Raw genomic sequence first — 25,729 nt, 5'->3', positions numbered from 1 at the left:
ACGGGCGTCCGTCATTCGCGCGGATCCGGATGCGAATCCGCGCGCCGACGCACGGCGGGTCCTCTCTGTCAGATGTTCAGCTGGTGTCTCGACAGAGCCTGGGCGGCCGAGACGGTCGCGGAGACGGCGGTGCGCATGAGGCGGGCCGCCCGCAGCACCGGTGCCATGGTCGCCACGGCGCCGACCACGCCCCCATCCGCGAACACCGGTGCTGCGACCCCCCAGACCCCCTCGTCGACTTCGCCTGCGCTCATCGCGAACCCCCGCTCGCGCACGTCGGGCAGCAGCGACAGGACGCCGGACGCGGTCGACCCCGCGACTCCATTGCGGGCGAGGATGCCGTCGACCTCTCCCCGCGGCGTGTGCGCGAGGATCGCTTTCGCGCTGGCGCCCGCCACGAGTGGCACGACCTCGCCGACGACGAAGGAGCATCGCAGCACGCTGGACCCGTCCGCCGTGTCGACGCACACCATGTCGTCTCCGCGACGCACGAGGAGTGCCGCGAACTCCATCGTTCGACCGGCGAGCGTGTGCAGGACGCGCGACGTCGCATCCCCACTGAGCACGCTGCGTCGGTAACGCTCAGCAAGAGAGATCGAGACGATGCCCGCGTGGTATCTGCCTCGCGACGGCCCCTCCTCGATGAGGCCGGCCTCGAGCAGAGACGTGATGCAGCGGTAGACCGCGCTGGCCGGCAGACCGGTGTGCTCGCTGATCTGGGCGACGCGCGGAGCGTCCATTCGCGACATGGCCAGAAGCACCTGCGCGACGCGATCGAAGCTGCCGCTGGGCGGCCCCGCGGGCAAAGCGACCTGAGACATACGTCGGATGCTACAAGGGCGTCATACTCCCAGAAAAAGGGGATTTGCGCTCAGCGAGAATTCATCGGACTGCATTTCAGGAGACCGAAAATCATGTATGCACTAACTGCATCCCGCATATCCCCATTAGTGATGGAATTCTCACCGAAATCACTCTTCGACACGATGGTCGACGGGCACCGTGACGCGCGCGCTCGCCCTGGTGATGGGCACGGGCGGCGGATCGAACATCTCCGAAACGGGACGCCACGGCCCGGAAGGACGGCGACGAGATCCGAACCTCTCAACGTATCGAGTGGATCCCATGCTGTCTGTAGGTAGAAGAGGGGACAGCGAGGAACAGATTTCATCAATACGTTGTGAGTATGAGTCCACCAACGGCATCAGAATCGTCCACGTTCGAATTCTCGCGGCGAGGTCTACTCTTCGGGGCAGGAATCGCGGCAGGAGTCGCAACGCTCGGAGTGCACGCACTCTATCCGGAATCAGCGTCTGCGGCGGGCCAGGTTCTCTGGCCCAACGGGACGACCACCCGGCCGGCCATCTCGAGCCCGTTCGGGCCTCGCACGGCGCCCACCGACGGCGCGTCCACGTACCACCTCGGGTGCGACTTCGTCGGGTACAGCAGCGTCAAGTCGATCGCTGACGGTCGGGTCACGGTTGTCGGCATACCCCCTGGCTGGGGTCCGGGCGGGTTGCAGGTGTGGGTGCAGCACGACGGCTTCCTGACGAGATCGCTGCACCTCGCGTCGACCTCCGTCTCCGTCGGACAGCAGGTCGGCCCGGGCACCCCTCTCGGCATCATGGGCAAGTCCGGAAACGTCACCGGCGTCCATCATCACCTCGAAGTGGTTGTCGGCGGCGCGCAGATCGACCCCGTTCCCTTCATCACCAATCGCATCAACAACACTCCGATTCCTAGTCCCGTCCTGGAGGACAACATGATCCGCATCTCTTCGCCCAGCCGTGGAACCGCTCTGCTCGGCCCCGGCTACTTCCGCCAGCTCAACACCCAGGAGGAGATCGACAACAGCGCACCGCTCGCTTCGGCGATCATCGCCGGCAATGACCGCCAGTTCGACCTGTGGCGGTCGATGGCACTTCATGGCGAGCACGTCTGAGCGCTCGCCTGCCGAATCACCCACAGACGCAAAAAGGCCCGCCTCCCCAGTGATTACTGGGGAGGCGGGCCTCTTGGTTTGCGACAGCGACCTGGTGGAGCTGGGGGGAATCGAACCCCCGTCCAACGCTGAGTCTCCACGCCTTCTCCGGGCGCAGTCTGTGAAGACGTTCTACTCGGCTCCGACCTTTGTCACAGACACCTAAGTCGACAAGCCCAGCCTGGGAAGAGTCCCACGTGACGTCCAGACGCCGTCACGCAGCAAGATTCCTAGATGACGCCAGGATCCGTATCGGAATCACATACGGCCTGACGGACTATCGGGCTCGCTTATGCAGCGAGGGCGAAGTCGTTGCGCTTGGTTTCGGCAACTATTTTTTTGCAGAGAGCGTTTACGAGATAACTCTGCATCCTCGGCCCGCTTCTCGTGGATTCACAGGCGCTGTCGAAACCGATCAGCCCCGTGGTCCTTCTCTCGAAGGAGCCGCTGTCGCACTGTTGACTTTTCAGTTCGGGAGCCGCAGCACCCGAGCATCACAGACTACAACCATTTCGCCTCGTCCGCCATTCCGGCCCCTGGCGTAGAGTCGGCGCATGAGCGAAGTCACGATCACCGTCCGCGGCGAGCACGAGGCTCGTGTCGCCCCCGAACGCGCCACCATCCACGTCGCCGTCCGCGCCGAAGGTTCGGAGCGGACGGAGGTCGTCGACCGACTCACCCGTCTCGCCGACCCGGTTCGCGCCACGCTCGCGGAGCGAAAAGCCGCAGGCACGCTCGTCGATTGGTCGAGCACTCGTCTCTCCGTGCGTGCCGAGCGCCCGTGGAACAACGAGGGCAAGCGTCTCGCGCCGGTCTACTACGCGAGCGTCGACCTCTCCGCGATATTCTCCGAGGCATCCGAGCTGTCGATCTGGGTGAGCGACATCTCCCCCTGGGACGGTATCGAGGTCGGTTGGGTCGACTGGCACCTCACGCCTGACACGCGCTCTCGCGTCGAACAGGAGGTCGCCGCATCCGCGGTCGGCGTCGCCGTCACGCGTGCTCAGGCGTACGCGAGCGCACTCGGGCTGAGCGATGTCGTCCCGACCGCGATCGCCGACAACGGGCTGATCTCCGCGGGCCAACCGGTGTCGTCTGCCCCGATGATGATGAAGGCCGCCGCGGCCGACAGCGGCGGCGCAGCACAGTACGAGCCAGAAGAGATCGTCGTGGCGGCCACGGTGGAGGCGCGCTTCGTGGCGCGCTGAGATCGCAACACCGTCCCGAGGGCGCCGCTGCTAGCGTCGGACCATGTCAACGACGGCTACGAGCGGGATGCCGCTGCGCGATTACCGCATCCACCGCTACGTCAACGCGTTCTGCCCCGAGTGCCATGCGGAAGATCCTGACCGCCCCCTCTCCGAAGTGAAGCGCCTGTCGGGTTGGCTGGCCGATCGAGACGGCACGATCTGGCTGGAACGCGGTTGTCGCACCCACGGACTGCAGCGCACACTGTACGACGAGTCCGCGGAGATCCTGCGGTATCTGGAACAGTGGACGGCTCCGACGAAGGTGCACGAGGCCGACCTCACCGGCAACTTCGCCCCTGTGCCCGAGGCCTACCTCTATGGGCTCCCCGAGATGCAGACGCAGCACACCTGCATCCTGCTCGCCGACATCACCGACCACTGCAACCTGCGCTGCCCGACCTGCTTCGCGGAGTCCAGCCCCGCGGCGACGGCGGTCGCTCCGCTCGACGAAGTGCTCGCGTCCGTCGACGCGAAGCTCTCGCGGGAGAACAACCGCATCGACGTGCTGATGCTCTCCGGTGGTGAGCCGACCCTGTACCCGTGGCTCGAACAGCTGCTCGAACAACTCATCGCCCGACCGATCGTCCGCATCCTCATCAACTCGAACGGGCTGCGCATCGCGAACGACGACGAGTTCCTCGCCGCGCTGAAGCGGCACCGCGAGCGCGTGGAGATCTACCTGCAGTACGACGGCGAAGAGCCGGAGACGTCGCGTTTCCACCGCGGCGCCGACATCCGCCAGTTCAAGGAGCGGGCACTCGCCCGACTGTCGGGCGCCGGGATCTTCACGACCCTGACCATGACCGCGGCCCTCGGCGTGAACGACCACGAGATCGGTGCCGTCATCCGCCGAGCCATGGTCACTCCCTACGTCGGAGGCGTGACGATCCAGCCCGTCTTCGGATCAGGACGATCGAGCGGGATCGATGTGATGGAGCGTCTGACCCACACCGGCGTGCTCGCCCGTCTCGGACCGCAGACCGACGGCGAGGTTACCTGGCAGGACCTCACCGCCCTCCCCTGCAGTCACCCGCACTGCTGCTCTGTCGGCTATCTGCTGCGCGACGACTCCGACTCCTGGCGCTCGCTCACCTCGCTCGTCGGTCACGAGCAGCTGAAGCAGTTCCTCGACCTGAACCCCGATCTGATCGCGAACCGGATCGCCGACAGCAACATCAACCAGGCGCTCAAGGACAGCGTGAAGCAGTCGCTTCTCGACCTCCTCAGCGAACAGTCGTCGCTCTCCCATCCGTCGATCGGGTCGCTGTGGAAGGACATCTGCGCCGGCTGCGATCTCGGGATCGGCACGCTCACGAAGCTCGCCACGGCAGCGCTGCCAGGGCAGCACAAGCGTCTGCGGCAGTTCCTCGGCGAGCGGGTGAAGCGCATCACGGTCAAGCCGTTCATGGACATCAACACCATGATCGAGGAGCGCCTGACGCAGTGCTGCGTGCACGTGGCCACGGTCAACGACGAGACCGACGCCCACCAGTGCGCACCGTTCTGCGCCGTGCAGGCGTGGAAGCCGCTGTCCGATCAGAAGCTCTCGACCGCCACAGGTCGCACCTCCCTGCCGCTGATCACGTCTGCCTCGGCGTCATGACCGACTGGCCGCTGAACCAGCGCGACCCGAGCGTCGGAGATCCTCCGAACGCTCGTGATCCGCTGCGGCTGTGCGTCAATGCGACAGTCGCGCTGATCACGTGCGTCCTCGGGCCGATCGCTCTGCTGGGTTTCGCGGGCATGGCCATCGTCGCCTACGCCCAAGCCCGGCGTGCTGGCCTCCTGCGCTCACGCTGCAAGCTCGGCGACACCCGCAACGTGCTCGCCTACCTGATCGTCCTCGCGGTTCTCGCGGCGGTGGCCATCCCGTTCTGGGTGCTCCTGTGGATACGGATGCTGGGCTGACGCGTGTTCCCGACACTGAACGACCTGTTCGGCTTCGGCCCGCCCATCGAGACCCACGGGTTCTTCGAGGGGATCGGGATGCTCGCCGGCGGCGTCGTCTTCTGGATCGAAGCGCGCCGGCGAGGCGCGAAGGATCCGCGGATCCCCTACCTCGTGCTCGGCGCGCTGGTCGGAGCCGCGATCTTCGCGCGGCTGGGCACCTGGGCACAGCATCTGGACCCGTCGAAGAACCTCAGCCTGGGTGAGCAGTTCCTGTCGGGCAACGCCTCGATCCTGTCGGCACTGGTCGGCGCGTGGGCCGGGGTGCATGTGACGAAGCGGATCGTCGGCTACCGCGAACGCAGCGGTGATCTGTTCGCCCCCGCCGTCGCGCTCGCACTCGCCATCGGCCGCTTCGGGTGCCTGTTCACCGAGAAGCCCGGAACGCCCACCGGCGGAGACTGGGGCATCGTCCTGACACCCGAGCAGGCGGCGCGAGTGGGCACGCCGGCCGGGGTGGGGCTGCATCCGAGCTTCGTGTACGAGATCGTGTTCCATGCCGCCGCCTTCGCCGTGCTCTGGTTCTGGCTGCGTCATCTCGGCATCCGCAGCGGAGAGACGCTGACGCTGTACATCGCCGCGTATGCGGTCTTCCGCTTCCTCGTCGAGTTCGTCCGCGGCAACGAGGTCGCCTGGCTCGTCTTCACACGTCCGCAACTGTTCCTGCTCCTGACCCTGCCGCTGCTCGCCATCAGGCTTGTCTGGCTGTGGCGAAAGGGCGCGTTCACCCCTGCCGATCGGAGGATCCAGAATGAGCATCAACCCGCCTGACGGCCTTCCCGAAGACCCCGATCCGATCGTTCCGCCGGGGCCGATCGTGCCACCCGGGCCGGTCGTCCCACCCGAGCCCGTCGTACCGCCGGCACCCCCGTCGGCACCGCCCTATCCCGGCTCCGCGCAACCGTACTCGGGAACACCGGCGCCGTACCCCGGCCCGCCGCCGCACCCCGGCCCTCTGCCGCAGCCGGGAACAGCCGGTCAGCCTGCCCTGCCTCCCTATGATCCGTACGCCTACCCGCACCACCCTCAGCAGGGACGAGGACTGGGAAACGGGGCGAAGGTCGGCATCGGCACCGGGATCGGATGCCTGTCGTACATCGTCGCCTTCGTGCTGTTCCTCAGTGTGATCTCAGCGCTCAGTTTTGCGGGCACCGCCGCGTACTTCGTGATCTTCGGGCTCCCGGTCCTGATCGGAATCGGGCTGCTGTTCTCCCCGAGGTCACGAGGCATCGGGGTCGGGATGCTGATCGTCTCGGCGGCCGCATGGCTCATCGTGATCGGGCCGTGCATCGGCCTGATATCGGGCTAATCCGTTCAGTCCCCGTCGGCGAACGGCGCGAGATCTGCCGCGAGCCGCTCCGACACCCGCGCGCGCACGGCGGTTCCCGCCTCGCGGTGCTCGACGGAGAGCAGCATCCCGGTCTCATGGATCGCAGCGACGAGGTCTCCCCTGTCATACGGGATGACGGCGTGCACCTCGATCGCCGGCTGAGGCAGCGCCTCCTCGATGGCGGTGCGCAGCTCCTCGATGCCCTCACCGGAACGCGATGACACGAAGTGCGCGCGCGGCTCCAGGCCGCGGAGCACGAGGCGGTCGTCCTCGCTGATCAGATCGGCCTTGTTGAAGACGACGATCTCCGGCATGTCCCGCACGCCGACGTCGCCCATCACATCGCGGACGGTCTGCAGCTGTCCTGCCGGGTCGGGGTGCGAACCATCGACCACGTGCAGAACGACATCGGCGTCGCCCACCTCTTCGAGCGTCGAACGGAAGGCCTCGACGAGCTGGTGCGGCAGGTTGCGCACGAAGCCCACGGTGTCGGTGAGCGTGTACACGCGACCGTCCGAGGTCTCCGAGCGTCGCACGGTCGCGTCGAGCGTCGCGAACAGCGCGTTCTCGACGAGCACTCCGGCGCTGGTGAGCGCATTCAGGAGACTGGACTTGCCCGCGTTCGTGTAGCCCGCGATCGCCACGGAGGGGATCGTGTTGCGCTTGCGTTCAGCTCGCTTCGCCTCCCGGGCGGGTCCGAAGTCACGGATCTGACGGCGCAACAGCGCCATCTTCGTGCGGATGCGGCGGCGATCGAGTTCGATCTTCGTCTCACCGGGGCCGCGCGAGCCCATACCCGCGCCGCCGGCGCCGACCTGTCCACCGGCCTGCCGGCTCATGGACTCGCCCCAGCCGCGCAGACGAGGAAGGAGATACTCGAGCTGAGCGAGCTCGACCTGGGCCTTGCCCTCGCGGCTCTTCGCGTGCTGGCTGAAGATGTCGAGGATGACCGTGGTGCGGTCGATGACCTTCACCTTGACGACGTCCTCCAGGGCACGACGCTGGCTCGGTGCGAGCTCGGTGTCCGCGATGACGGTGTCCGCGCCGGTCGCGGCGACGATGCCCTTGAGCTCCTGGGCCTTGCCGCGGCCGATGTACGTGGCGGCATCCGGGTGCGGCCTGCGCTGCAGAACCCCGTCGAGCACGACGGCTCCAGCCGTCTCCGCAAGTGCTGCGAGCTCACGCAGGGAGTTCTCGGCGTCCTCCTGCGCTCCCTGCGGGTACACCCCGACGAGCACGACGTTCTCGAGTCGAAGCTGCCGGTACTCGACCTCGGTGACATCCTCGAGCTCGGTGGAGAGGCCGCCCACACGACGCAGCGCATGACGATCTTCGAGATCCCACTGATCTCCGTCCGAACGGGTGTGCGCGGCGGTCGATTCATCCTGCAGCGCCTGTGCGGCGCCGAACACGCGCACCTCCGTGCGCTTCTCGGCGTTCGCGAGAACGCGGTCGACGGCTTCGTCGTCGGTGGAGGGGTTTGTGGTGTCCGTCATCCGTTCCTGATCTCTGGGTTTTGTTGCGAGTCTTAACCTTAGCCCGCCCTGTCCGGTACGCTCACGGTATGGGGTCCGACCATTACTTCACTGCGGCCCCGGCAAGCCCCGAGAACCTGCGGACGATCAGTGTGTCGCTCGCAGGCCGTGAGGTCGACGTCACCACCGCCGGCGGCGTCTTCAGCCCGGATCGGCTGGATGCCGGAACTGCGGTTCTCCTCGCCAACATGCCCCCGGTGCCGCCGGGAGGCCATCTTCTCGACCTCGGCAGCGGCTGGGGTCCCATCACGCTGTCGATGGCGTTGGCCGCTCCGCACGCGACCGTGTGGGCCGTCGACGTGAACGAACGCGCCCTGGACCTCGTGCGGCGCAATGCCGCAGCGCTCGGGCTCACCAATGTCAACGCATCGCTGCCCGATGATGTTCCCGGAGACGTGACGTTCCGCACGATTCGCTCGAATCCTCCGATCCGCGTCGGCAAGAACGAGCTGCACGGGCTTCTGGAACGATGGATCCCCCGGCTGGACGAGCGCAGCGACGCCTGGCTCGTCGTGCAGCGCAATCTCGGGGCGGACTCGCTGCATCGCTGGATCGCCGCTTCCTTCCATCCCGGGTACAGCGTGTTCCGCACGGCGACCGGCAAGGGCTATCGGATCCTCAAGGTCCGCAAGCACGGGACGCCCCCCACGGAGCCGATCGCACTCACGGGGCTGTGACCCGCGACGGTCACCGCTGAGCGGTCATCCCGAGCAGGCCGGGAAGATCGGCCATGTCCGCGAAGACGGTCGTCCCCTCACCGTCCAGCCAAGAAGGCGGTGTGAGCCCGCCGACGTAGCCGAACGATCGCATTCCGGCCGCACGCGCCGCCGCCACGCCGAAGCGGCTGTCCTCGACGACGACGCACCGGGTCGGCTCGACTCCCATGCGCGACGCCGCGTGCAGGAAGAGGTCCGGCGCGGGTTTTCCCTCATCCACGTCGTCGGCGCTGAAGATCCGCCCGTCGAACGTCGGCAGCAGTCCCGTCAAGCCCAGATTCCGTCGGATCTTGTCGTGCGAACCGCTCGAGGCCACGCACATTGCGCCGTCTATCGCGGCGATCGCCGCTTCGACGCCCTCCACCGCGGTGAGGTCGCTCTCGAAGACCTCCAGATACCACTGCTGGTAGGGCGCCTCCCAGTCGTCCGGCAACGGGCGCCCGAGGTGTGCTTCGACGTCGGCGCGGAAGTGAGCAGCAGAGCGCCCGACGAAGCGATGAACGATCTCCTCGGTGGTCAGTGTCCACCCGAGGTCCGCCAGAACCCGTCGATCGACCTCCACGGACAACCGCTCGCTGTCGACGAGCACGCCGTCGCAGTCGAAGATGACCAGGTCGATCGGCTCCGCCACCGACATCAGACCAGATCGACCTCGCCGTGGAACACGAGCGTCGCGGGACCGGACAGCGCGACGTGCTCGCCATCCTCCGCAGGGAACATCCGCACTCCGAGCGTCCCGCCCGGCACCTCGACACGCCAGTTGTTCGGGGCCTTCTCCCCCGCCCAGTACCGGACGGCGAGAGCTGTGGCAGCCACCCCTGTCCCGCAGCTCAGCGTCTCGCCCACACCGCGCTCGGAGACCCGCATCTTCACATGACCGATGCCGTCGCGGACGAGCGGCTCACCCGGGACGACGAACTCCACGTTCGCTCCGGCCGGCAGCGCGGGGTCGAGTTCGGGAGTGCGGTGCAGCTCGAGCGAGGCCAGCTCGGCATCCGATGCCAGCGCGACGACGACGTGAGGATTGCCGACGTCGATGCCGAGACCGGGGCGGGTCACGGAGAGCCCGCCTGCGGTGACCAGGGGATCGTCTCCGGAGAGCTTCCAGAGTCCGAGATCGACCTGATATCCGCTCTCGCTGCTCGTCACATCCCGTACTCCGGCGCGCGTGCCGATCGGCAGCGTGGATCCCGGTTCGATCGCGGCGAGTCCCGAACGCACCAGATAGTGTGCGAACACGCGGATGCCGTTGCCGCACATCTCCGCGATCGAACCATCGGCGTTGCGGTAGTCCATGAACCACTCTGCGGCGGGCTCCTCCGCCAGCGCCGCAGCACCGTCAGGGATCGCGGAGGACCGTACGACCCGAAGGATGCCGTCTCCGCCGATGCCGAAGTGGCGATCGCACAGAGCAGCGACCTGTTCGCTCGTGAGGTCGAGTTCCCCATCGGGGTCGGCGATGATGACGAAGTCGTTGCCGGTGCCGTGCCCTTTGGTGAATGCGACCATGTCCCCAGTCTAGGGAGGTCGGCTATGCGTCGGCGATGAGCCGCTTGCCCGTGTTCGCGACGGAGAAGCGTTCGTACCCGAGGCTGTCGTAGAACCCCAGGACGCCCTCGTTGCCCTCGCGCACCATGAGCTGCACCTTCGGGCAGCCCATGTCGAGAAGTCGTGCCTCTGCGTCCTGGACGAGGGCACGAGCGACTCCCCGACCGCGATGAGAGACCGCGGTGGCGAGGTAGTACAGCCACCCTCGATGACCGTCGTAACCGGCCATCACGCTGCCGACGGGGACTCCGGGCATCGACGGATCCTCGACGACGAGGAAGAGCTCCGGCTGCACCGAGAGCTTTCGCTCTATGTCGAGCCTGGGGTCGTTCCATGGTCGCGTGAGACCCGCTTCCGCCCAAAGGGCGATGACGCCGTCGGTGTCGTCGCGTCGGAAGGGTCTCACATGCCAGGTCATGTCCTCCACACTATTGCGCGCGCTCACTCGCCCTTCAGCACCCGGTACCGCCCGCAGAGGAAGTTGCGGTTGCGGGCGACGTCGATCAGCTCGAGGTCGAGCGCGCGCGGGAGGAGCGGGGCACCGGAGCCCAGAGTCACCGGCGCATACTGCACCCAGACCTCGTCGAGGAGACCGGCATCCGCGAACTGACCCGCCAGGCCGCCACCGCCGACGATCCACAGGTCCTTCCCGTCGGCAGCCTCGATCATCTGGGCGTGCACGTCCCGCACGTCAGATGATGTGAGGCGCACGTCGCCCGTCTCGGGAAGCGCGAGCTCGCGATGAGTGAACACCCACGTCGGCTGCGCGTAGCCCCACCGGCCTTCTTCGGCGCGCATCACCCACTCGTAGGTCGACGCCCCCATAGCGAGAGCCCCGATCGTCTCGACGAAGCCCGGATAGGCCATCGGCCCGTCCATGTCGATGTCCTGCTTCAGGAGCCATTCCAGCGAATGGTCTGCGGTCGCGATGTAGCCGTCAAGGCTGGACGCCGTGTAGTAGTGGGTGGTCATGCCTCCAGCATGCCGCGGACGTCAGACATCGGCTCGCGCCACTCGATCCCCGGGTACCGCTTGAACCACGACACCTGCCTCCGGGCGTAGCGTCGAGTCAGGGCCTGGGTCTCAGCGATGGCTTCCGCCGGCGTGAGCCGACCGTCGAGCTGTCCGAGCGCCTGTGCGTAGCCGATGGCCCTGCTCGCCGTGACCCCGCTCTCGAGGCCCCGAGCGCGCAGTTCGGCGACCTCGTCGACGAGACCGGCCTCCCACATGCGGTCGACGCGCGCGTCGAGACGCTCGACGAGCGCGGGCCTGTCGATGTGGAGCCCGACGAGCCTGGTCTCGGGATGCCAAAGAACCGGGGCCTCCGGCAGCGCAGCGCCGTGTGTGGTGCCGCCCTGCTCCAGCACTTCGAGGGCACGGACGATACGGCGACCGTTGTGCGGATCGACACGTGCTGCCGTCTCGGGGTCGGCTTCACGCAGCCGTGCCATCAGCGCCGCGCCGCCGAGTGACTCCAGCTCGCTCTCCAGCCGCGCTCTGAGCGCGGGGTCGCGAGGCGGGAATCGGAAGTCGAAGACGACGCTCGACACGTAGAGGCCCGATCCTCCGACGAGGATCGCATCACCGCCACGGGAATGGACCTCTTCGATCGCTGCGCGGGCGAGCGGTTGGTACCACGCGACCGCCGCCTCCTCGGTGACGTCCCTCACATCGAGCAGATGGTGCGCGATGCCGCGGCGCTCCTCCGGGGACAACTTCGCGGTGCCGATGTCCATGCCGCGGTAGAACTGCATCGCGTCGGCGTTCACGATCTCCGCGGGGTTGCCGCGTGCGCGGAGCTCCTCGGCGAGATCGAGAGCGAGGTCGCTCTTCCCGGTGCCGGTCGCGCCGACGACCGCCCAGAGACGCGGTCTCGTCACACGCCCACGCGCAGCGTCGGCAGCCCCAGCGAGACCGCGCGCGGCCCGCCGTCCGCCGCCGGAGCGGGCACCGCGCACGATTCGGCCTGCGAGCGGTCCCAGGCGTCTCCGCCGCGGGTGCGCCGGATGCGCAGCGGCCGTCCAGAAGGATCGTCGGCGAGCAGGTGGAACGGAGCAGCGTGCGTGATGGTCACGGTGACGACGTCGCCCGGACGCGGGAGCTCGGAGCCGGGGGTGACTTCGAAATGCACGAGACGGTTGTCCTCGCCGCGACCGGTGAGCCGATGCGTCTCGGCATCCTTCTTGCCTTCGCCGACGGAGACCAGCACCTCGACCTCTCGGCCGACCTGCTTCTGGTTCTCCTCGAGGGAGATGCGCTCCTGCAGGGCGATCAGCCGTTCGTAGCGCTCCTGGACGACGGCCTTGGGAACCTGGTCTGGCATGGTCGCCGCAGGCGTGCCCTCGCGGATCGAGTACTGGAATGTGAACGCCCCCGAGAACCGGGACTGCTCGACGACCCGCATGGTGTCTTCGAAGTCCTCGTCGGTCTCGCCGGGGAAGCCCACGATGATGTCGGTGGTGATCGCCGCGTGCGGAATGCGCTCCCGCACGCGCTCGATGATGCCGAGGAACCGTTCGCTGCGGTACGAGCGTCGCATCGCCTTGAGGATGCTGTCGCTGCCCGACTGGAGCGGCATGTGCAGCTGCGGCATGACGCTCGGAGTCTCTGCCATGGCGTCGATCACGTCATCGGTGAATGCGGCGGGGTGCGGACTGGTGAAGCGGATGCGCTCGAGCCCCTCGATCTCACCTGCGGCGCGGAGCAGCTTGCCGAACGCCTGCCGGTCGCCGAACTCGACCCCGTAGGAGTTGACGTTCTGACCGAGCAGCGTGACCTCGATCGCGCCGTCCTCGACGAGCAGTCTGATCTCGTTCAGGATGTCGCCGGGGCGGCGGTCCTTCTCCTTGCCGCGCAGATGCGGGACGATGCAGAAGGTGCAGGTGTTGTTGCAGCCGACCGAGATCGACACCCAGCCGCTGTGTGCCGAGTCGCGCTTCGTCGGGAGCGTCGAGGGGAAGACCTCGAGCGACTCGAGGATCTCGAGTTCAGCCTCGCCGTTGTGACGGGCCCGCTCCAGAAGCCCCGGGAGAGAGCCCATGTTGTGCGTACCGAAGACCACGTCGACCCACGGCGCCTTGTCGAGCACGGCCTGCTTGTCCATCTGGGCGAGGCATCCGCCGACGGCGATCTGCATGCCGTCCTTGCGGCGCTTGACAGAAGCGAGCTGGCCGAGGGTTCCGTAGAGCTTGCCTGCCGCGTTGTCGCGGACCGCGCACGTGTTGATGATCACGACGTCGGCCTCTGCGCCATCGACCGCCCGGACGTAGCCGGCGCTCTCCAGCGAGCCCGAGAGCCGCTCGGAGTCGTGCACATTCATCTGGCACCCGAAGGTGCGCACTTCGTACGAGCGCTGCCGCCCGTCGCTGTCGACTGCTGCCGACGAGGCATCGATGATCGTCGGTTCACTGCGCGGGATAGTCATGATGGGTCAATTCTACGTTCGAGTGGCATCCTCTCACGCTCAGGAAAGCCCCGTTCCCTTGACCGCGTCGGAACGTCGGCCTGGAACCCGTTGAGATCATGCTCGAAGAGCACGCGGTCGAACGCGACTACTCGAAGCGCACGCCCGAAGAAGGCCGCCGACCGCCGAACTGCTCGGCGGTGACCGTCCGAACCACGTTCGACACCACTCCTCCCGGATAGCCTCGACGAGCGAGCTGGCCGGTGAGTCGGCGCTTCGCGGTCTCCGGATCGAGTCGCGCCAGCGACCGCATCTTGGTGCGAGCGAATTCGAGCGCTCGCTCGATGTCGTCGTCGGGGAGCTCGTCGAGCGCCGCATCGATCACATCGCGAGGGAGGCCACGCTGGGCGAGAGCCCGTGAGACGGCGACCCTCCCCTGCTTCTTCCGCTCCACTCCGGAGGAGACGAGCTGGGCGGCGAGGACCGCATCGTCGAGGTAGCCGCGACGGCAGAAGTCGTCGATCACGTCGTCGATCTGCGCCGCGTCGAGTCGGTGCCCCTGCACCTCGAACCCCTTCAGCACCATCTGCGCTTCCGAGATGGAAAGCGATCTCGCACGCAGCTTGCGAACGAGAAGCTCCTCCGCCGACTCTCGGATCTCGGCCGGATCGAGCCCGTCGCCGCCTTCCTCCACCGCATCCGGAGACTGCAGGGCACGCAGTCTCGGAGCGGACCTCTCCAGACCGCCCCGTGCCGGATGACGGTCGCTGGGACGGCCTGCGTCGGCGACGCGACTCGTCGCCGTACGATCGCTCGACGCATCCCAGGTCGACCGCCATGCACCGTCACCGGTGCGGTGAGAGAAGACGTCTTCGACGTTCTCCCCCACCGCACCTGGCTCAGGAGCATCCACGGCAGCGGCCTCACCTTCGACCGGAGCACCGAATCTGTCGCTGCTCGCTGCCGCAGGGTCGCCGAACAGCGGGATCACCGGCGCAATCCGCTCAGACTCGTCCATGGGTCACTCCGATCTTTGAGCAGGGCGGCACGCCCCTTCGGGCCGATACCGCAGCACGATCACGCCGGGCGACGCTCGGCGAGCTCGTCGGCCGGGGCCGCCTCGGCCTGCACACCGATGCCGAGCTTCTGCTTGATCTGGGTTTCGATGGCCAGTGCGATGTCGGGGTTCTTGAGGAGGAACGACCGCGCGTTCTCCTTGCCCTGGCCGAGCTGGTCTCCGTCGTAGGTGTACCAGGAACCGGACTTCTTCACGATGCCGTGTTCGACGCCGAAGTCGATCAGGCTGCCCTCGCGGGAGATACCGATGCCGTAGAGGATGTCGAACTCCGCCTGCTTGAACGGCGGAGCCATCTTGTTCTTGACGACCTTGACGCGCGTACGGTTTCCCACGGCGTCCGTGCCGTCCTTCAGCGTCTCGATACGACGGATGTCGAGGCGGACCGACGCATAGAACTTGAGCGCCTTTCCACCGGCGGTGGTCTCCGGAGACCCGAAGAAGACTCCGATCTTCTCACGCAGCTGGTTGATGAAGATCATCGTCGTGTTGGTCTGGTTCAGGCCACCCGTGAGCTTTCGCAGCGCCTGAGACATGAGTCGGGCCTGGAGACCCACGTGCGAGTCACCCATCTCGCCCTCGATCTCCGCGCGAGGCACGAGCGCCGCCACGGAGTCGATGACGATGAGGTCGATGGCACCGGAACGCACGAGCATGTCGGCGATCTCGAGCGCCTGCTCACCCGTATCGGGCTGCGACACGAGAAGAGCGTCGATGTCGACACCGAGCTTCGCCGCGTAGTCGGGGTCGAGCGCATGCTCGGCGTCGATGAACGCTGCGATGCCCCCCGCACGCTGCGCGTTGGCGATCGCGTGGAGGGTCAGGGTCGTCTTACCCGAGGACTCAGGGCCATAGATCTCGACGATGCGGCCACGCGGCAGACCACCGACGCCGAGCGCGACGTCGAGAGCAATGGAACCGGTGGGGATGACGGCGACGGGAGCGCGCTCGTCGCTCCCCAGCCGCATGACCGAACCCTTTCCGAACTGGCGGTCGATCTGAGCGAGTGCTGTCTCGAGGGACTTCTCGCGGTCTGCGGGTGATGGCATGATGTGTTCCTTCTGCTCGCGTGTTGCCGTCTGTAGGCTGTCGCGGCTCTCCCTGGCTGGGCGAACTCTCCGACAAGACGTATGGCTCCGTGGCCATGTCTTCACCGTACGGGGGGCCTCCGACATCGAGTCGGAACACCCACGAACTGTGCAGAACACGGTTCCTGAACCACTTGTGCAGAAGACTACGCGGCCTCGAACAGATATTCGAGCAGGTCGCGCTCTCGGCGTGTCGGAATGCGGAGCACTCGAACACTTGTCATCGGTTCAACGCTTGCGCGGTTCCAGACGTCCGGCGCCATGTCGACGCGCCAACGGGACGTCGGTCTCATCGCACAGCGCGAGCCAGATGTCGCGCGGAGGAACACCGGCATCCAGCGCTTCGAGCGCGGTACGACCCGCGAGCTGGGACAGGACGAGGTCGTTCACCAGGGAAAGGGCTCTGCCCTGGAACTCCGCATCGACCGCACGGAGGAACTCGCTACGGCGCATGGAGATGCGGGAGACCGATCAGCGCAGCGAGAGCTGCGGCTCGATCGACGCGACCAGATCGTCGGGAACGACGTCAGGGAACACCTGTAGACCCTCGAGCACGGAGATGCGATCTCCGACCTCGCGCATGATGATCGAGATGGGAACGTCGAGCGCATCGGCGACCGACGCGAGGATCTCGCTCGAGGCCTCCTTCTGCCCGCGCTCGACCTCACTGAGATAGCCCAGCGCCACAGACGCCTTGCTTGCGACCTGCCGGAGGGTGCGCCCCTTCTGCAGACGGAAGTCCCTCAGCACATCGCCGATTTCCTGCCTGACAAGAATCATCGGAACCTCCTCCCCGTTCGGTCCGCCGGAGTCTCCTCCGACGAGATCGCCAGTCTAATACCACTGGCATGCACAGAATCTACTCTTTCACCCTGTGGTTTGAATGTGAGCACACTCATGTCAACTTTGCCCTGGGGATTTCTATTCCCCGACGAACTCTCGCAGGATCGCAAGAGCAGCGTCGACAGCCTGGGCTCTGATCGCAGCCCTGTCGCCCGTGAACACGAACGCGCGGCTCACCTCCGCGATGGGCGTCGCCACGCCGATGTGCACCGTTCCCACCGGCTGTCCGTCCGGCGAGTCCGGCCCGGCGATGCCCGTCGTCGACACTCCGACATCGGCGGAACGTCCTCCGACGGCCACGGCGCTCCTGACACCCCGCGCCATCTGCGCCGCGACCTCCGGGTGCACAGCCCCGTGCGTGTCGAGCAGGTGTGCGTCAACGCCCAGGAGGGTGTGCTTGACCGGCGTCGCGTAGGCGACGACCCCGCCGAGCAGTACGGCGGACGCGCCGGGGACGCCTACCAGCGCCGAGCAGAGGGCGCCGCCGGTGAGGGACTCCGCGACGCCGAGGGTCCACCCGCGCGCGCCGAGCGCGGCCAGGGCGTCGGAGGCTGAGCTCACGACGCTCGCCGGGCTCCGCGGACCTGGGCGACGATGTAGTCGATGCCGCTGGCGACCGTGAGCACGAGGACGATGACCATGAGGACAGCGGTCACGAGCGTCCACGGCTCTCGTCCGATCAGTACGTGCAGCGGGAGCAGCGCCCACGACAGGGCAACGCCCTGCACAGCTGTCTTGATCTTCCCCATCCAGGCCGCGGCGACCACGTGTTCGTTCACGATCATCAGGCGATGGACGGTGATGCCCCACTCGCGCACGAGAATGATCGCGACCAGCCACCAGTTCACCTCGCCGAGGATCGCGAGTCCGATGAACCCCGCCCCCGTGAGGAGTTTGTCGGCGATCGGGTCCCACAGCTTGCCGAAGTCGCTGACGATGTCGTATCGGCGAGCGAGGTAGCCGTCTACCCAGTCCGTCGAGATCGCGACGATGAACAGCGCTGCAGCGACCCAGCGCAGAACGATGTCGCCATCCCCGTAGGTGCCGCCGAGCAGAAGAAGCACGAAGAAGACGACGGCGAGCGGGATGCGGGCGATCGTGATCGCATTGGGCAGCTGCCGGGGAATGGACATCAGTCGCGCCCCGTCAGGCCCCAGGCGTCTTCATCGCCCTCTGCCTCGACGACCGGCAGTCCTTCGAACTGCGCCTCGATCGGGTCGTAGGAGTGCGCCGGCACCGCAGGCGCCTGCGCGACCGGAGCCGCCGGCGCGGCCGAGGCCGAGGCCGAGGAAGCTGCGGGCGCGTCGACTCCCCTGAGCTTCGCGAGCACCTGCGGAAGCTGCTCTGCAGTGGCCAGCACGTCGCGGGCCTTCGACCCTTCGGACGGGCCGACGATCTCGCGCGACTCGAGAAGATCCATCAGGCGTCCCGCCTTGGCGAAGCCGACGCGGAGCTTGCGCTGGAGCATCGAGGTGGATCCGAACTGAGAGGACACGATGAGCTCCGCAGCGGCGAGCAGCAGTTCGAGATCGTCGCCGATGTCCTCGTCGACGTCCTTCTTCTTCGCCGGATCCATCGCCTCCTGCACGTCGGAGCGGTACTCCGGGCGCGCCTGGCGGGTGACGTGCTTGACGACGGCGTCGATCTCCTTCTCATCGACCCAGGCGCCCTGCAGACGGAACGGCTTCGACGAACCCATCGGCGAGAACAGGGCGTCGCCCTGGCCGATCAGCTTGTCGGCGCCGGGGCTGTCGAGGATGACGCGGCTGTCCGTCACGCTGGTGACGGCGAAGGCGAGCCGCGACGGCACGTTGGCCTTGATCAGACCGGTCACGACGTCGACGCTCGGCCGCTGCGTGGCGAGCACCAGGTGGATGCCGGAGGCGCGGGCGAGCTGCGTGATCCGCACGATCGAGTCCTCGACGTCTCGCGGGGCGACCATCATGAGATCGGCGAGCTCGTCGACGACGACGAGGAGGTACGGGTACGGCTTGAGCACCCGCTCGCTGCCGACGGGCACCTCCACCTCCCCCGCGCGCACGGCCCGGTTGAAGTCGTCGATGTGGCGGAAGCCGAACGACGCGAGGTCGTCGTACCGCATGTCCATCTCCTTCACGACCCACTGCAGCGCCTCGGCTGCCTTCTTGGGGTTCGTGATGATGGGCGTGATGAGATGCGGCACGCCGGCGTAGCTGGTGAGCTCCACGCGCTTCGGGTCGATCAGCACCATGCGCACGTCGGAGGGGCGCGCGCGCATGAGAAGGCTGGTGATCATCGAGTTCACGAAGCTCGACTTACCCGAGCCGGTGGAACCGGCCACGAGGAGGTGGGGCATCTTGGCGAGGTTCGCCGTGACGAAGTTGCCGCCGACGTCCTTTCCGACGCCGATCGTGAGCGGATGGGTGTTCTTCAGCGCCGCCTGCGATCGCAGGACGTCACCGAGCGCCACAGTCTCGCGGTCGGTGTTGGGGATCTCGATGCCGATCGCGCTCTTGCCGGGGATCGGCGAGAGGATGCGCACGTCGTTCGACGCCACGGCGTAGGCGAAGTTGTTGCTCAGCTGGAGGATCTTCTCGACCTTGACGCCGTGGCCGACTTCGACCTCGTACTGCGTGACCGTCGGACCGCGCGAGAAACCGGTGACCTTGGCGTCGACGTTGAACTGCGACAGGACGCTCGTGATCTGCTCGACGATCCGGTCGTTGGCCTCGGAGCGCGCCACAGAGGGCGGGCCCTCGGCGAGCACGCCGGGAGACGGAAGGATGTAGGGAGCGAGCGGCGCCTGCGGGCCGCCCTCCCCCGGGCCTTCGGTGCCGAAGCCGTCGAGGCCGGGGAGCTCGGGCATCTCGCCCGTGTCGGAGTCGTCGAGGAGCGCGGTCGCCTGCTGCTCCGCCAGCGCGTCGGTCACGGAGCGCACATCGGACAGCACCTCGGTGGCGGCGTCGTAGGGGTCGGCGACGGTGATCGCCTGATCGTAGGCGGGTGTCGCATCGGTCGTGGTGAGCAGCGCCGTGATGTCGTCGGAGTCGAGCGAGCCCTCACCGGGATCCTCCTCGCGACCGGTCTTGTTGCGGCGCCACCACGGCAGGACATCGGGATCGTCGACCTTGTCGGCCTCGTCGATCGCCGCGGCATCCTTCGCCGGCTTCTCGGCGCGCTCCGCGTCGAACATCCAGGCGTACAGGTCGCCGAGGCGCTGCCCGATGCGGTTCGGCGGCGTCTTCGTGAGGATGAGGATGCTGAGACCTGCGAGCAGCGCGAGGACGATGTAGGCGGGGATCGTGGTCAGGTAGCTCAGCGGCTGACCGACCATCCAGCCGAACAGACCACCCGCAGCGCTCAGGGAGACCATGCCCTCCTTGGGCTGCGGCATGCCGCCGGCGATGTGGCAGAAACCGGCCATCGTGATGGCGAAGAGGCCGAAGCCGATGCCGATGCGCCCGTTGTCATGCACCGACGAGGGGTGCCGGAAGAGCCAGCCGGCGAGCAGGAGCAGCAGGACGGGCATCACGAACGCGACGCGCCCGACGAGGAGTCCGACCGAGTAGGCGCTGATGTTGCCCGCGACCTCGTTGCCGATGAAGAACCACTCGTTCACGGCTCCGGCGATGGCTAGCAGGACCAGGAGGAACGGGAATCCGTCACGCCGGTCGTCCTTCTCCAGCGTCTCTGGGCCGAAGGCGCGGAACATACCGCCGACGCCGTGTGCGATGCCGCTCCAGGCACGAACGACGACGGGAGGCTTCTCGGCCTCGTCGATGTACTTCTTCGGCGCGGCCTGGGCGCGCGGCGCGGCCTGCCGCTTCGGAGTGGCCTGCCGCTTCGGGCGCGACGGCGCGCTCTCCGATGCGCGCTCGGACTTCGTGGTGCTCCTGGCCATGGGACTCACGTTACGGCCAGCAACCGACAAAGCCGCGTAATGACGCGGCATTCCGGTGATCCGGGCGCTCAGGACAGACGATGCACCATGGTGTCGCGATCGGGCAGAGCGTGCGTGACCACGAAGCCCTCCGACCGGTAGAGAGTGCGCGCGAAGTTGTCGCGCTCGACGCTCAGGCTGAGCCTCCGGTGCCCCTGCTCGCGTGCGCGACTCAGAAGCCGTCGCAGCAGGGCTCGCCCCGCGCCGTGAGCCCGCCAGATCGGCTGCACGCCGATGATCAGCTCGGGGACAGCCGTCTCGACGAAGCCCAGACCCGGATCGCTCGGCGGCAGCATCCGGTACCAGGCCGCCCCGATCGGTCGATCATCGGAGTCGACCGCGACGAAACCGGCATCCGCGGGCCTCATCCACCCGGCGATGTACCGGCGATGCTCGACGGAGGTGAGGATCTCATGCCGAGCACGAGGTGAACGCCCCCGCCAGTTCGCCGCTTCGACGACCATGTCACCGAGAAAGCTGCCGTCGCTCTGGACGGCGGCGCGGATCGTGAAGTCCTCTGGCATGACCAGAGCCTAAGCCGGTCCCGTTACAACCGGATGACGCGCTCCTGTGAGTCGGAGCCCGCCCTCACGCCTCGATGACGAGAGGGACGATCATCGGACGGCGACGGAGCTTCTGGTTGACCCAGCGCCCGATCGTGCGTCGCACGACCTGCGACAACGCGTGCGTGTCGCGCACGCCGTTGCCCGAGGCCTCCTTGAGCGCCGCGACGATCTTCGGCACGACGTCGTCGAACACGGAGTCGTCCTCGGCGATGCCGCGCGCGTGGATCTCGGGGCCCGAGATGATGCGACCGGTTCCGGCATCCACCACCACGATGACCGAGACGAAGCCCTCCTCGCCGAGGATCCGACGGTCCTTCAGGTCGGCGTCCGTGATCTCTCCGACGGTCGAGCCGTCGACGTACACGAATCCGAGGTCGAGCTGTCCGACGGCCTTGGCGTCACCGTCCTTGAGGTCGATCACCGTCCCGTTCGAGGCGATGATCGTGCGCTCCTCGGCGATCCCGGTGTCCTGCGCGAGCTTGGCGTTCGCGATCAGGTGGCGGTACTCGCCGTGCACGGGGAGCACGTTCTTCGGCTTGAGGATGTTGTAGCAGTACAGCAGCTCTCCGGCCGCGGCGTGCCCTGACACGTGCACGCGGGCGTTCGCCTTGTGGACCACGTTCGCGCCGAGCTTGGTGAGCCCGTCGATCACGCGGTACACCGCGTTCTCGTTGCCGGGGATGAGGCTGGAGGCGAGGATGACGGTGTCGCCCTCGCTGACCTCGATCGCGTGGTCCATGTTTGCCATGCGGCTGAGCACGGCCATCGGCTCGCCCTGAGAACCGGTCGACATGTACACGATCTGCTCGTCGGGAAGGTCGCGCGCCTTCTTGAAGTCGATCAGCACGTTGTCGGGCACCTTGAGGTAGCCCAGCTGCTCGGCGATGGTCATGTTGCGCACCATCGAGCGTCCGAGGAACGCGACACGGCGCCCGTGCGCGTGCGCGGCGTCGATGACCTGCTGCACGCGGTGCACGTGGCTGGAGAAGCTCGCGACGATCACCCGACGAGGAGCCTTGCCGATCACCTGATCGAGCACGGGGCCGATCGACCGCTCGGTCGGGGTGAAGCCCGGCACGTCGGCGTTCGTCGAGTCCACGAGGAAGAGGTCGACGCCCTCTTCGCCCAGGCGCGAGAACGCACGGAGATCCGTGATGCGTCCGTCGAGCGGGAGCTGGTCCATCTTGAAGTCGCCGGTCGCGAGCACCATGCCCGCGGGCGTGCGGATCACGACGGCGAGTGCATCGGGGATCGAGTGGTTCACCGCGACGAACTCGAGGTCGAACGGGCCGACCTTCTCCTGCTGCCCCTCCTTCACCGTCAGGGTGAATGCCTTGATCCGGTGCTCCTTGAGCTTCGCCTCGACGAGGGCGAGGGTCAGCCCCGAGCCGATGAGCGGGATGTCGCTCTTCATGCGCAGCAGATAGGGCACGGCGCCGATGTGGTCCTCGTGGCCGTGCGTCAGCACGACGCCGACGATGTCATCGAGGCGGTGTCTGATCGGCTCGAAGTCGGGAAGGATCAGGTCGACGCCCGGCTGGTGCTCCTCGGGGAAGAGCACACCGCAGTCGACGATGAGGATCTTGCCGTCGAACTCGAAGATGGTCATGTTGCGACCGATCTCGCCGAGGCCGCCGAGCGGCGTGACGCGCAGGGTCCCCTCGTCGAGTGCGGCAGGATCTGCGATGGGGATGGACATGCTGTCTCCTCAGTCGGACACTGTGCGCGTCCGTTCGTTCATGGCGACGCGGGTCAGCGCGTCGTGCCGTGCACCTTGGGCAGGGCGCCGCCCGCAGCCGCGTTGCGGTCGGGGCGGAAGTTCGAGAAGTCTGCGCCCGGCACGTCAGTGACGAGAGCGAGCTCGTCCTCGATGAGGGCGGCCTCCCACTCCTCCGGACCGACCAGGGGCAGACGGACGCGCGGGCTCGAGATGCGGCCGAGTCCGTGCAGGATGTACTTCGCCGCCACCGTGCCGGGCACATGCGTCATCGCGGCGCGCACGAGAGGCTCGAGGCGCTTGTGCTCTGCGGTCGCCGTGGCGAGGTCGCCGCGGTTCACCGCGTCGACGATGGTGCGGTACGGGGTGGCGGTGATGTTCGCGGTGACGCCGATGAGGCCCGTCGCGCCGATCGCGAGGTGCGGGAGCACGTTCGCGTCATCGCCCGAGAAGTACATCAGGTCGGTCTGGTTGAGCACCCGGCTGACCTCGGAGAAGTCGCCCTTGGCGTCTTTCACGGCGAGGATGTTGGGGTGCTTCGCGAGGCGCAGGATCGTCTCGTACTTGATGGGCACGCCGGTGCGGCCGGGAATGTCGTAGAGGATCACCGGCAGATCGGTGGCGTCGGCGACGAGCCGGAAGTGCGTGAGGATGCCCGCCTGGGTCGGCTTGTTGTAGTACGGCGTGACGATCATGATGCCGTCGGCACCGGCCTTCTCGCTGGCCTTGTACAGCTCGATCGCGTGCGCGGTCTCGTTGGACCCGCCGCCGGTGATGATCTTCGCGCGTCCCGCCGACACGGACTTGCCGACCTCGACGAGCTTGAGCTTCTCAGGGTCGGTCAGAGTGGAGGTCTCGCCGGTCGTTCCCGTCACGACGATGCCGTCAGCACCCGCGGTGATGACGTCATCCATGTGCTTCTCGACGGCGGGCCAGTCGACTTCGCCGTCGGCCGTCATCGGAGTGACGAGCGCGACGAGAACCTGTCCGAAGGGGTTGCCCGAGTGCGTCATGCCTCCAGCGTATCGGTTCGGATGCCGCTCACGCTGACGAACGAGCCCGGATGACGTCGCCCCGGGCGATGTCGAGCTTCCCTCGGAGCAGAAGCCCTGCCATCGTCCCGACGGTCGCCTCGTTCGCCTTCTTGCGGAACATCTCGATGCCGGTGATCTCCGAGACCGCGACCTCGGACGCGCCGCGGTGCACGGTCACCGCGTCACCGACACGGAGCACGCCTGACGAGACCGTGCCGGTGGCGACCTGTCCGCGGCCGGTGATGGTGAAGACGTCCTCCACCGCGAACTCCGCCGCGGATCCCGCTGCGGAGAACGACGGCCGTGCGGCATCCGCTGACGTGCCGTTCGCCAGCCCGGCCAGACGGGCGGCCTCCGCGTCGTTGTACTGCCGCAGCATCTCGTTCGCGTCCTGGGGATCGCGCTTCCTCCCGAACCAGCCCATGAGTCGATCCTAGGCAGACCGGCACCTAGGCTCGTCCCATGGTCTGGGAGACGCACGAATCGACGACGGTCTACGCGAACAGCTGGATCTCGGTCAGGGAGGACCGGGTCACGGGTCCTGCGGGCAACGGCATCTACGGCGTGGTGACGATGAGGAATCCCGCCGTGTTCGTGGTGGCCGTCGACGACGAGGACCGCATCTGCCTGGTCACGCTCGACCGGTACACCACCGGCACATCGATCGAGGTCCCCGCGGGCGGCAGCGACGGCGAGGATCCGCTGGTCGCCGCACGCCGGGAGCTCCTCGAGGAGACGGGGCTCGAGGCGTCGGAGTGGACCGCGATCGGCACCATGAACGCCCTGAACGGCATCGCGGATGCGCCGGAGCACGTGTTCCTCGCCCGTGGCCTCCGGCGTGCGGCCGAAGACCCGAAGCACAGTCAGGCCGAGGAGGGCATCGCCGCCGTCACACGGGTTCCGTTCACGGAGGTGCTGGCGATGATCGCGGACGGACGCATCACCGATGGCGAGACGGTCGCCGCGATCGCGTACGCCGGGATCCGCCTCGGACGCTTCCGCTGATCCCCGTCCTCAGACCCGTCCTCGGCGCGCGACACCCGAGGTGAGCCCACGCGGGAGGATGCGCGTCAGAGCGACGACGGCCTTGTAGCGCAGGGACGGGATCGAGACCGCCCTGCCGCGCGCCGCGTCGCGCAGACCCGCGCGCACGACATCGGGAGCCTGCAGCCACAGGATGCTCGGCACGCCCTCGTGCCCCTGTTCGAGTCCCATGCGCTCGTGGAAGGTCGTGTGCACGAATCCCGGGCACAGGGCCGTCACGGTCACTCCGTCGCGTGCGTACTCCGCGTTCGCCCAGCGGCTGAAGCCGATCAGCCAGCTCTTGCACGCCGAGTAGGTGGAACGGGAGATGAAGCCGGCGACCGAGGCGACGTTGATGATCCTGCCGCCGCGACCGCGCATCGTCTGCAGAGCGGCGTGCATGAGGCGCATGGAGGCCTCGACGTGCACGCGGAGATGGCGCACCTCGTCGGCGATGTCGTTGTCGGCGAACTGCAGCGGAAGGCCGAAGCCGGCGTTGTTGACGAGCAGATCGACGGGGTCCGCGGTGTCGAGCAGCCGGGCGGCCACCCGCTCGACGTCCCCCTCGACGGCGAGGTCGGCGGGGAGCACCTCGACGGCGACACCGTACGCTCCTCGCAGCTCGGTCGCGAACTCCTCGAGGGCGTCGACCGAACGCGCGACCAGGATCAGGTCGGCGCGGCGACGGGCCAGCTGACGGGCGAACTCGGCGCCCAGGCCGGCGCTGGCTCCGGTGATCAGTGCGGTGGGCATC

General features: G+C 67.4%; 28 protein-coding genes and 1 other RNA gene. 8 read left to right on the top strand and 21 right to left on the bottom strand.

Features of this window, described 5'->3' with window-relative positions:
* Positions 1 to 68 precede the first annotated feature (68 nt).
* The gene (locus ACFY5A_RS13210) at positions 69 to 821 is read right to left on the bottom strand and encodes an IclR family transcriptional regulator (RefSeq protein ID WP_387234655.1); all 753 of its coding nucleotides are present in this window, start codon (positions 819 to 821) and stop codon (positions 69 to 71) included.
* Between the two features lie 464 nt (positions 822 to 1,285).
* Here ACFY5A_RS13210 and ACFY5A_RS13205 point away from each other — a divergent pair, with 464 nt between their 5' ends.
* Complete coding sequence (locus ACFY5A_RS13205) at positions 1,286 to 1,942, top strand: M23 family metallopeptidase (RefSeq protein ID WP_387234652.1); 657 nt, start codon at positions 1,286 to 1,288, stop codon at positions 1,940 to 1,942.
* Positions 1,943 to 2,034: 92 nt separating this feature from the next.
* Here ACFY5A_RS13205 and ssrA read toward each other — a convergent pair.
* Positions 2,035 to 2,404, bottom strand: a transfer-messenger RNA (tmRNA) gene (gene ssrA, locus ACFY5A_RS13200).
* 131 nt (positions 2,405 to 2,535) lie between these two features.
* On the opposite strand from ssrA, the gene ACFY5A_RS13195 reads away from it, so the two are divergent.
* Genes ACFY5A_RS13195 through ACFY5A_RS13175 form a run of 5 tightly spaced genes read left to right on the top strand, consistent with a single transcriptional unit; the run spans position 2,536 to position 6,487 of the window.
* A complete protein-coding gene (locus tag ACFY5A_RS13195) occupies positions 2,536 to 3,189 on the top strand; it encodes an SIMPL domain-containing protein (protein WP_341942351.1) in 654 nt (217 codons plus the stop codon).
* 43 nt (positions 3,190 to 3,232) lie between these two features.
* Positions 3,233 to 4,834, top strand: coding sequence for a radical SAM protein (locus tag ACFY5A_RS13190; protein ID WP_387234649.1), 1,602 nt, complete (start codon positions 3,233 to 3,235; stop codon positions 4,832 to 4,834).
* Positions 4,831 to 5,139, top strand: coding sequence for a hypothetical protein (locus ACFY5A_RS13185; RefSeq protein WP_387234646.1), 309 nt, complete (start codon positions 4,831 to 4,833; stop codon positions 5,137 to 5,139). The genes ACFY5A_RS13190 and ACFY5A_RS13185 overlap by 4 nt, the downstream gene beginning before the upstream one ends.
* A gap of 3 nt (positions 5,140 to 5,142) precedes the next feature.
* Positions 5,143 to 5,949 carry a prolipoprotein diacylglyceryl transferase gene (locus ACFY5A_RS13180; RefSeq protein ID WP_387234643.1) on the top strand — a complete coding sequence of 269 codons (807 nt, stop codon included), beginning with the start codon at positions 5,143 to 5,145 and terminating at the stop codon, positions 5,947 to 5,949.
* On the top strand, positions 5,930 to 6,487 hold the full coding sequence (locus ACFY5A_RS13175; RefSeq protein WP_341942356.1) for a hypothetical protein: 558 nt from the start codon (positions 5,930 to 5,932) through the stop codon (positions 6,485 to 6,487). Before ACFY5A_RS13180 ends, ACFY5A_RS13175 begins: the two co-directional genes overlap by 20 nt.
* A gap of 5 nt (positions 6,488 to 6,492) precedes the next feature.
* Here the strand turns inward: ACFY5A_RS13175 and hflX are convergent, their stop codons facing one another.
* Complete coding sequence (gene hflX / locus ACFY5A_RS13170; protein WP_341942357.1) at positions 6,493 to 8,004, bottom strand: GTPase HflX; 1,512 nt, start codon at positions 8,002 to 8,004, stop codon at positions 6,493 to 6,495.
* Positions 8,005 to 8,072: 68 nt separating this feature from the next.
* On the opposite strand from hflX, the gene ACFY5A_RS13165 reads away from it, so the two are divergent.
* Entirely contained in the window at positions 8,073 to 8,720 is a 648-nt protein-coding gene (locus tag ACFY5A_RS13165; RefSeq protein ID WP_387234640.1) for a class I SAM-dependent methyltransferase, read from the top strand.
* A gap of 10 nt (positions 8,721 to 8,730) precedes the next feature.
* Here ACFY5A_RS13165 and ACFY5A_RS13160 read toward each other — a convergent pair whose 3' ends face one another.
* The 17 genes from ACFY5A_RS13160 to ACFY5A_RS13080 form a co-directional block, all read right to left on the bottom strand.
* Positions 8,731 to 9,396 carry an HAD family hydrolase gene (locus tag ACFY5A_RS13160; RefSeq protein ID WP_341942359.1) on the bottom strand — a complete coding sequence of 222 codons (666 nt, stop codon included), beginning with the start codon at positions 9,394 to 9,396 and terminating at the stop codon, positions 8,731 to 8,733.
* Positions 9,396 to 10,268 carry a diaminopimelate epimerase gene (gene dapF, locus ACFY5A_RS13155; protein ID WP_341942360.1) on the bottom strand — a complete coding sequence of 291 codons (873 nt, stop codon included), beginning with the start codon at positions 10,266 to 10,268 and terminating at the stop codon, positions 9,396 to 9,398. The genes ACFY5A_RS13160 and dapF overlap by 1 nt, the downstream gene beginning before the upstream one ends.
* A 22-nt stretch (positions 10,269 to 10,290) precedes the next feature.
* Complete coding sequence (locus tag ACFY5A_RS13150) at positions 10,291 to 10,725, bottom strand: GNAT family acetyltransferase (RefSeq protein ID WP_387234636.1); 435 nt, start codon at positions 10,723 to 10,725, stop codon at positions 10,291 to 10,293.
* A 23-nt stretch (positions 10,726 to 10,748) separates the two neighbouring features.
* Positions 10,749 to 11,279, bottom strand: coding sequence for a dihydrofolate reductase family protein (locus tag ACFY5A_RS13145; protein WP_387234633.1), 531 nt, complete (start codon positions 11,277 to 11,279; stop codon positions 10,749 to 10,751).
* Positions 11,276 to 12,187, bottom strand: coding sequence for a tRNA (adenosine(37)-N6)-dimethylallyltransferase MiaA (gene miaA, locus ACFY5A_RS13140; protein ID WP_341942363.1), 912 nt, complete (start codon positions 12,185 to 12,187; stop codon positions 11,276 to 11,278). The genes ACFY5A_RS13145 and miaA overlap by 4 nt, the downstream gene beginning before the upstream one ends.
* Positions 12,184 to 13,731, bottom strand: coding sequence for a tRNA (N6-isopentenyl adenosine(37)-C2)-methylthiotransferase MiaB (gene miaB, locus ACFY5A_RS13135; RefSeq protein WP_341942364.1), 1,548 nt, complete (start codon positions 13,729 to 13,731; stop codon positions 12,184 to 12,186). Before miaB ends, miaA begins: the two co-directional genes overlap by 4 nt.
* A gap of 127 nt (positions 13,732 to 13,858) precedes the next feature.
* Complete coding sequence (locus tag ACFY5A_RS13130; protein ID WP_341942365.1) at positions 13,859 to 14,728, bottom strand: regulatory protein RecX; 870 nt, start codon at positions 14,726 to 14,728, stop codon at positions 13,859 to 13,861.
* A 59-nt stretch (positions 14,729 to 14,787) separates the two neighbouring features.
* Positions 14,788 to 15,834: a recombinase RecA gene (gene recA, locus ACFY5A_RS13125; RefSeq protein ID WP_341942366.1), complete on the bottom strand. Its 1,047-nt coding sequence runs from the start codon at positions 15,832 to 15,834 to the stop codon at positions 14,788 to 14,790.
* Between the two features lie 267 nt (positions 15,835 to 16,101).
* A complete protein-coding gene (locus ACFY5A_RS13120; protein ID WP_341942367.1) occupies positions 16,102 to 16,326 on the bottom strand; it encodes a DUF3046 domain-containing protein in 225 nt (74 codons plus the stop codon).
* Positions 16,327 to 16,344: 18 nt separating this feature from the next.
* The gene (locus ACFY5A_RS13115) at positions 16,345 to 16,653 is read right to left on the bottom strand and encodes a helix-turn-helix domain-containing protein (RefSeq protein WP_105676581.1); all 309 of its coding nucleotides are present in this window, start codon (positions 16,651 to 16,653) and stop codon (positions 16,345 to 16,347) included.
* Positions 16,654 to 16,794: 141 nt separating this feature from the next.
* Positions 16,795 to 17,277, bottom strand: a complete 483-nt coding sequence (locus tag ACFY5A_RS13110; RefSeq protein ID WP_387234628.1) for a CinA family protein — start codon at positions 17,275 to 17,277, stop codon at positions 16,795 to 16,797.
* The gene (gene pgsA / locus ACFY5A_RS13105) at positions 17,274 to 17,849 is read right to left on the bottom strand and encodes a CDP-diacylglycerol--glycerol-3-phosphate 3-phosphatidyltransferase (RefSeq protein WP_386952985.1); all 576 of its coding nucleotides are present in this window, start codon (positions 17,847 to 17,849) and stop codon (positions 17,274 to 17,276) included. The genes ACFY5A_RS13110 and pgsA overlap by 4 nt, the downstream gene beginning before the upstream one ends.
* Entirely contained in the window at positions 17,849 to 20,596 is a 2,748-nt protein-coding gene (locus ACFY5A_RS13100; protein WP_387234625.1) for a DNA translocase FtsK, read from the bottom strand. Before ACFY5A_RS13100 ends, pgsA begins: the two co-directional genes overlap by 1 nt.
* A gap of 68 nt (positions 20,597 to 20,664) precedes the next feature.
* Positions 20,665 to 21,159 carry a GNAT family N-acetyltransferase gene (locus ACFY5A_RS13095; protein ID WP_105676586.1) on the bottom strand — a complete coding sequence of 165 codons (495 nt, stop codon included), beginning with the start codon at positions 21,157 to 21,159 and terminating at the stop codon, positions 20,665 to 20,667.
* A gap of 64 nt (positions 21,160 to 21,223) precedes the next feature.
* Positions 21,224 to 22,900: a ribonuclease J gene (locus tag ACFY5A_RS13090; RefSeq protein ID WP_387234622.1), complete on the bottom strand. Its 1,677-nt coding sequence runs from the start codon at positions 22,898 to 22,900 to the stop codon at positions 21,224 to 21,226.
* A 53-nt stretch (positions 22,901 to 22,953) separates the two neighbouring features.
* Positions 22,954 to 23,931: a 4-hydroxy-tetrahydrodipicolinate synthase gene (gene dapA, locus ACFY5A_RS13085; protein ID WP_341942371.1), complete on the bottom strand. Its 978-nt coding sequence runs from the start codon at positions 23,929 to 23,931 to the stop codon at positions 22,954 to 22,956.
* Positions 23,932 to 23,959: 28 nt separating this feature from the next.
* A complete protein-coding gene (locus ACFY5A_RS13080) occupies positions 23,960 to 24,376 on the bottom strand; it encodes an EF-Tu/IF-2/RF-3 family GTPase (protein WP_341942372.1) in 417 nt (138 codons plus the stop codon).
* 38 nt (positions 24,377 to 24,414) lie between these two features.
* Between ACFY5A_RS13080 and ACFY5A_RS13075 the strand changes: the two genes are divergently transcribed.
* A complete protein-coding gene (locus ACFY5A_RS13075; protein WP_387234618.1) occupies positions 24,415 to 24,957 on the top strand; it encodes an NUDIX domain-containing protein in 543 nt (180 codons plus the stop codon).
* Positions 24,958 to 24,966: 9 nt separating this feature from the next.
* Here the strand turns inward: ACFY5A_RS13075 and ACFY5A_RS13070 are convergent, their stop codons facing one another.
* Positions 24,967 to 25,728, bottom strand: coding sequence for an SDR family oxidoreductase (locus tag ACFY5A_RS13070; RefSeq protein ID WP_341942374.1), 762 nt, complete (start codon positions 25,726 to 25,728; stop codon positions 24,967 to 24,969).
* Position 25,729 lies beyond the last annotated feature (1 nt).

This window comes from Microbacterium sp. NPDC012755 (genome assembly GCF_042901325.1).
Classification (GTDB): domain Bacteria; phylum Actinomycetota; class Actinomycetes; order Actinomycetales; family Microbacteriaceae; genus Microbacterium; species Microbacterium natoriense.
This window is presented reverse-complemented; position numbering and strand designations above follow the sequence as displayed.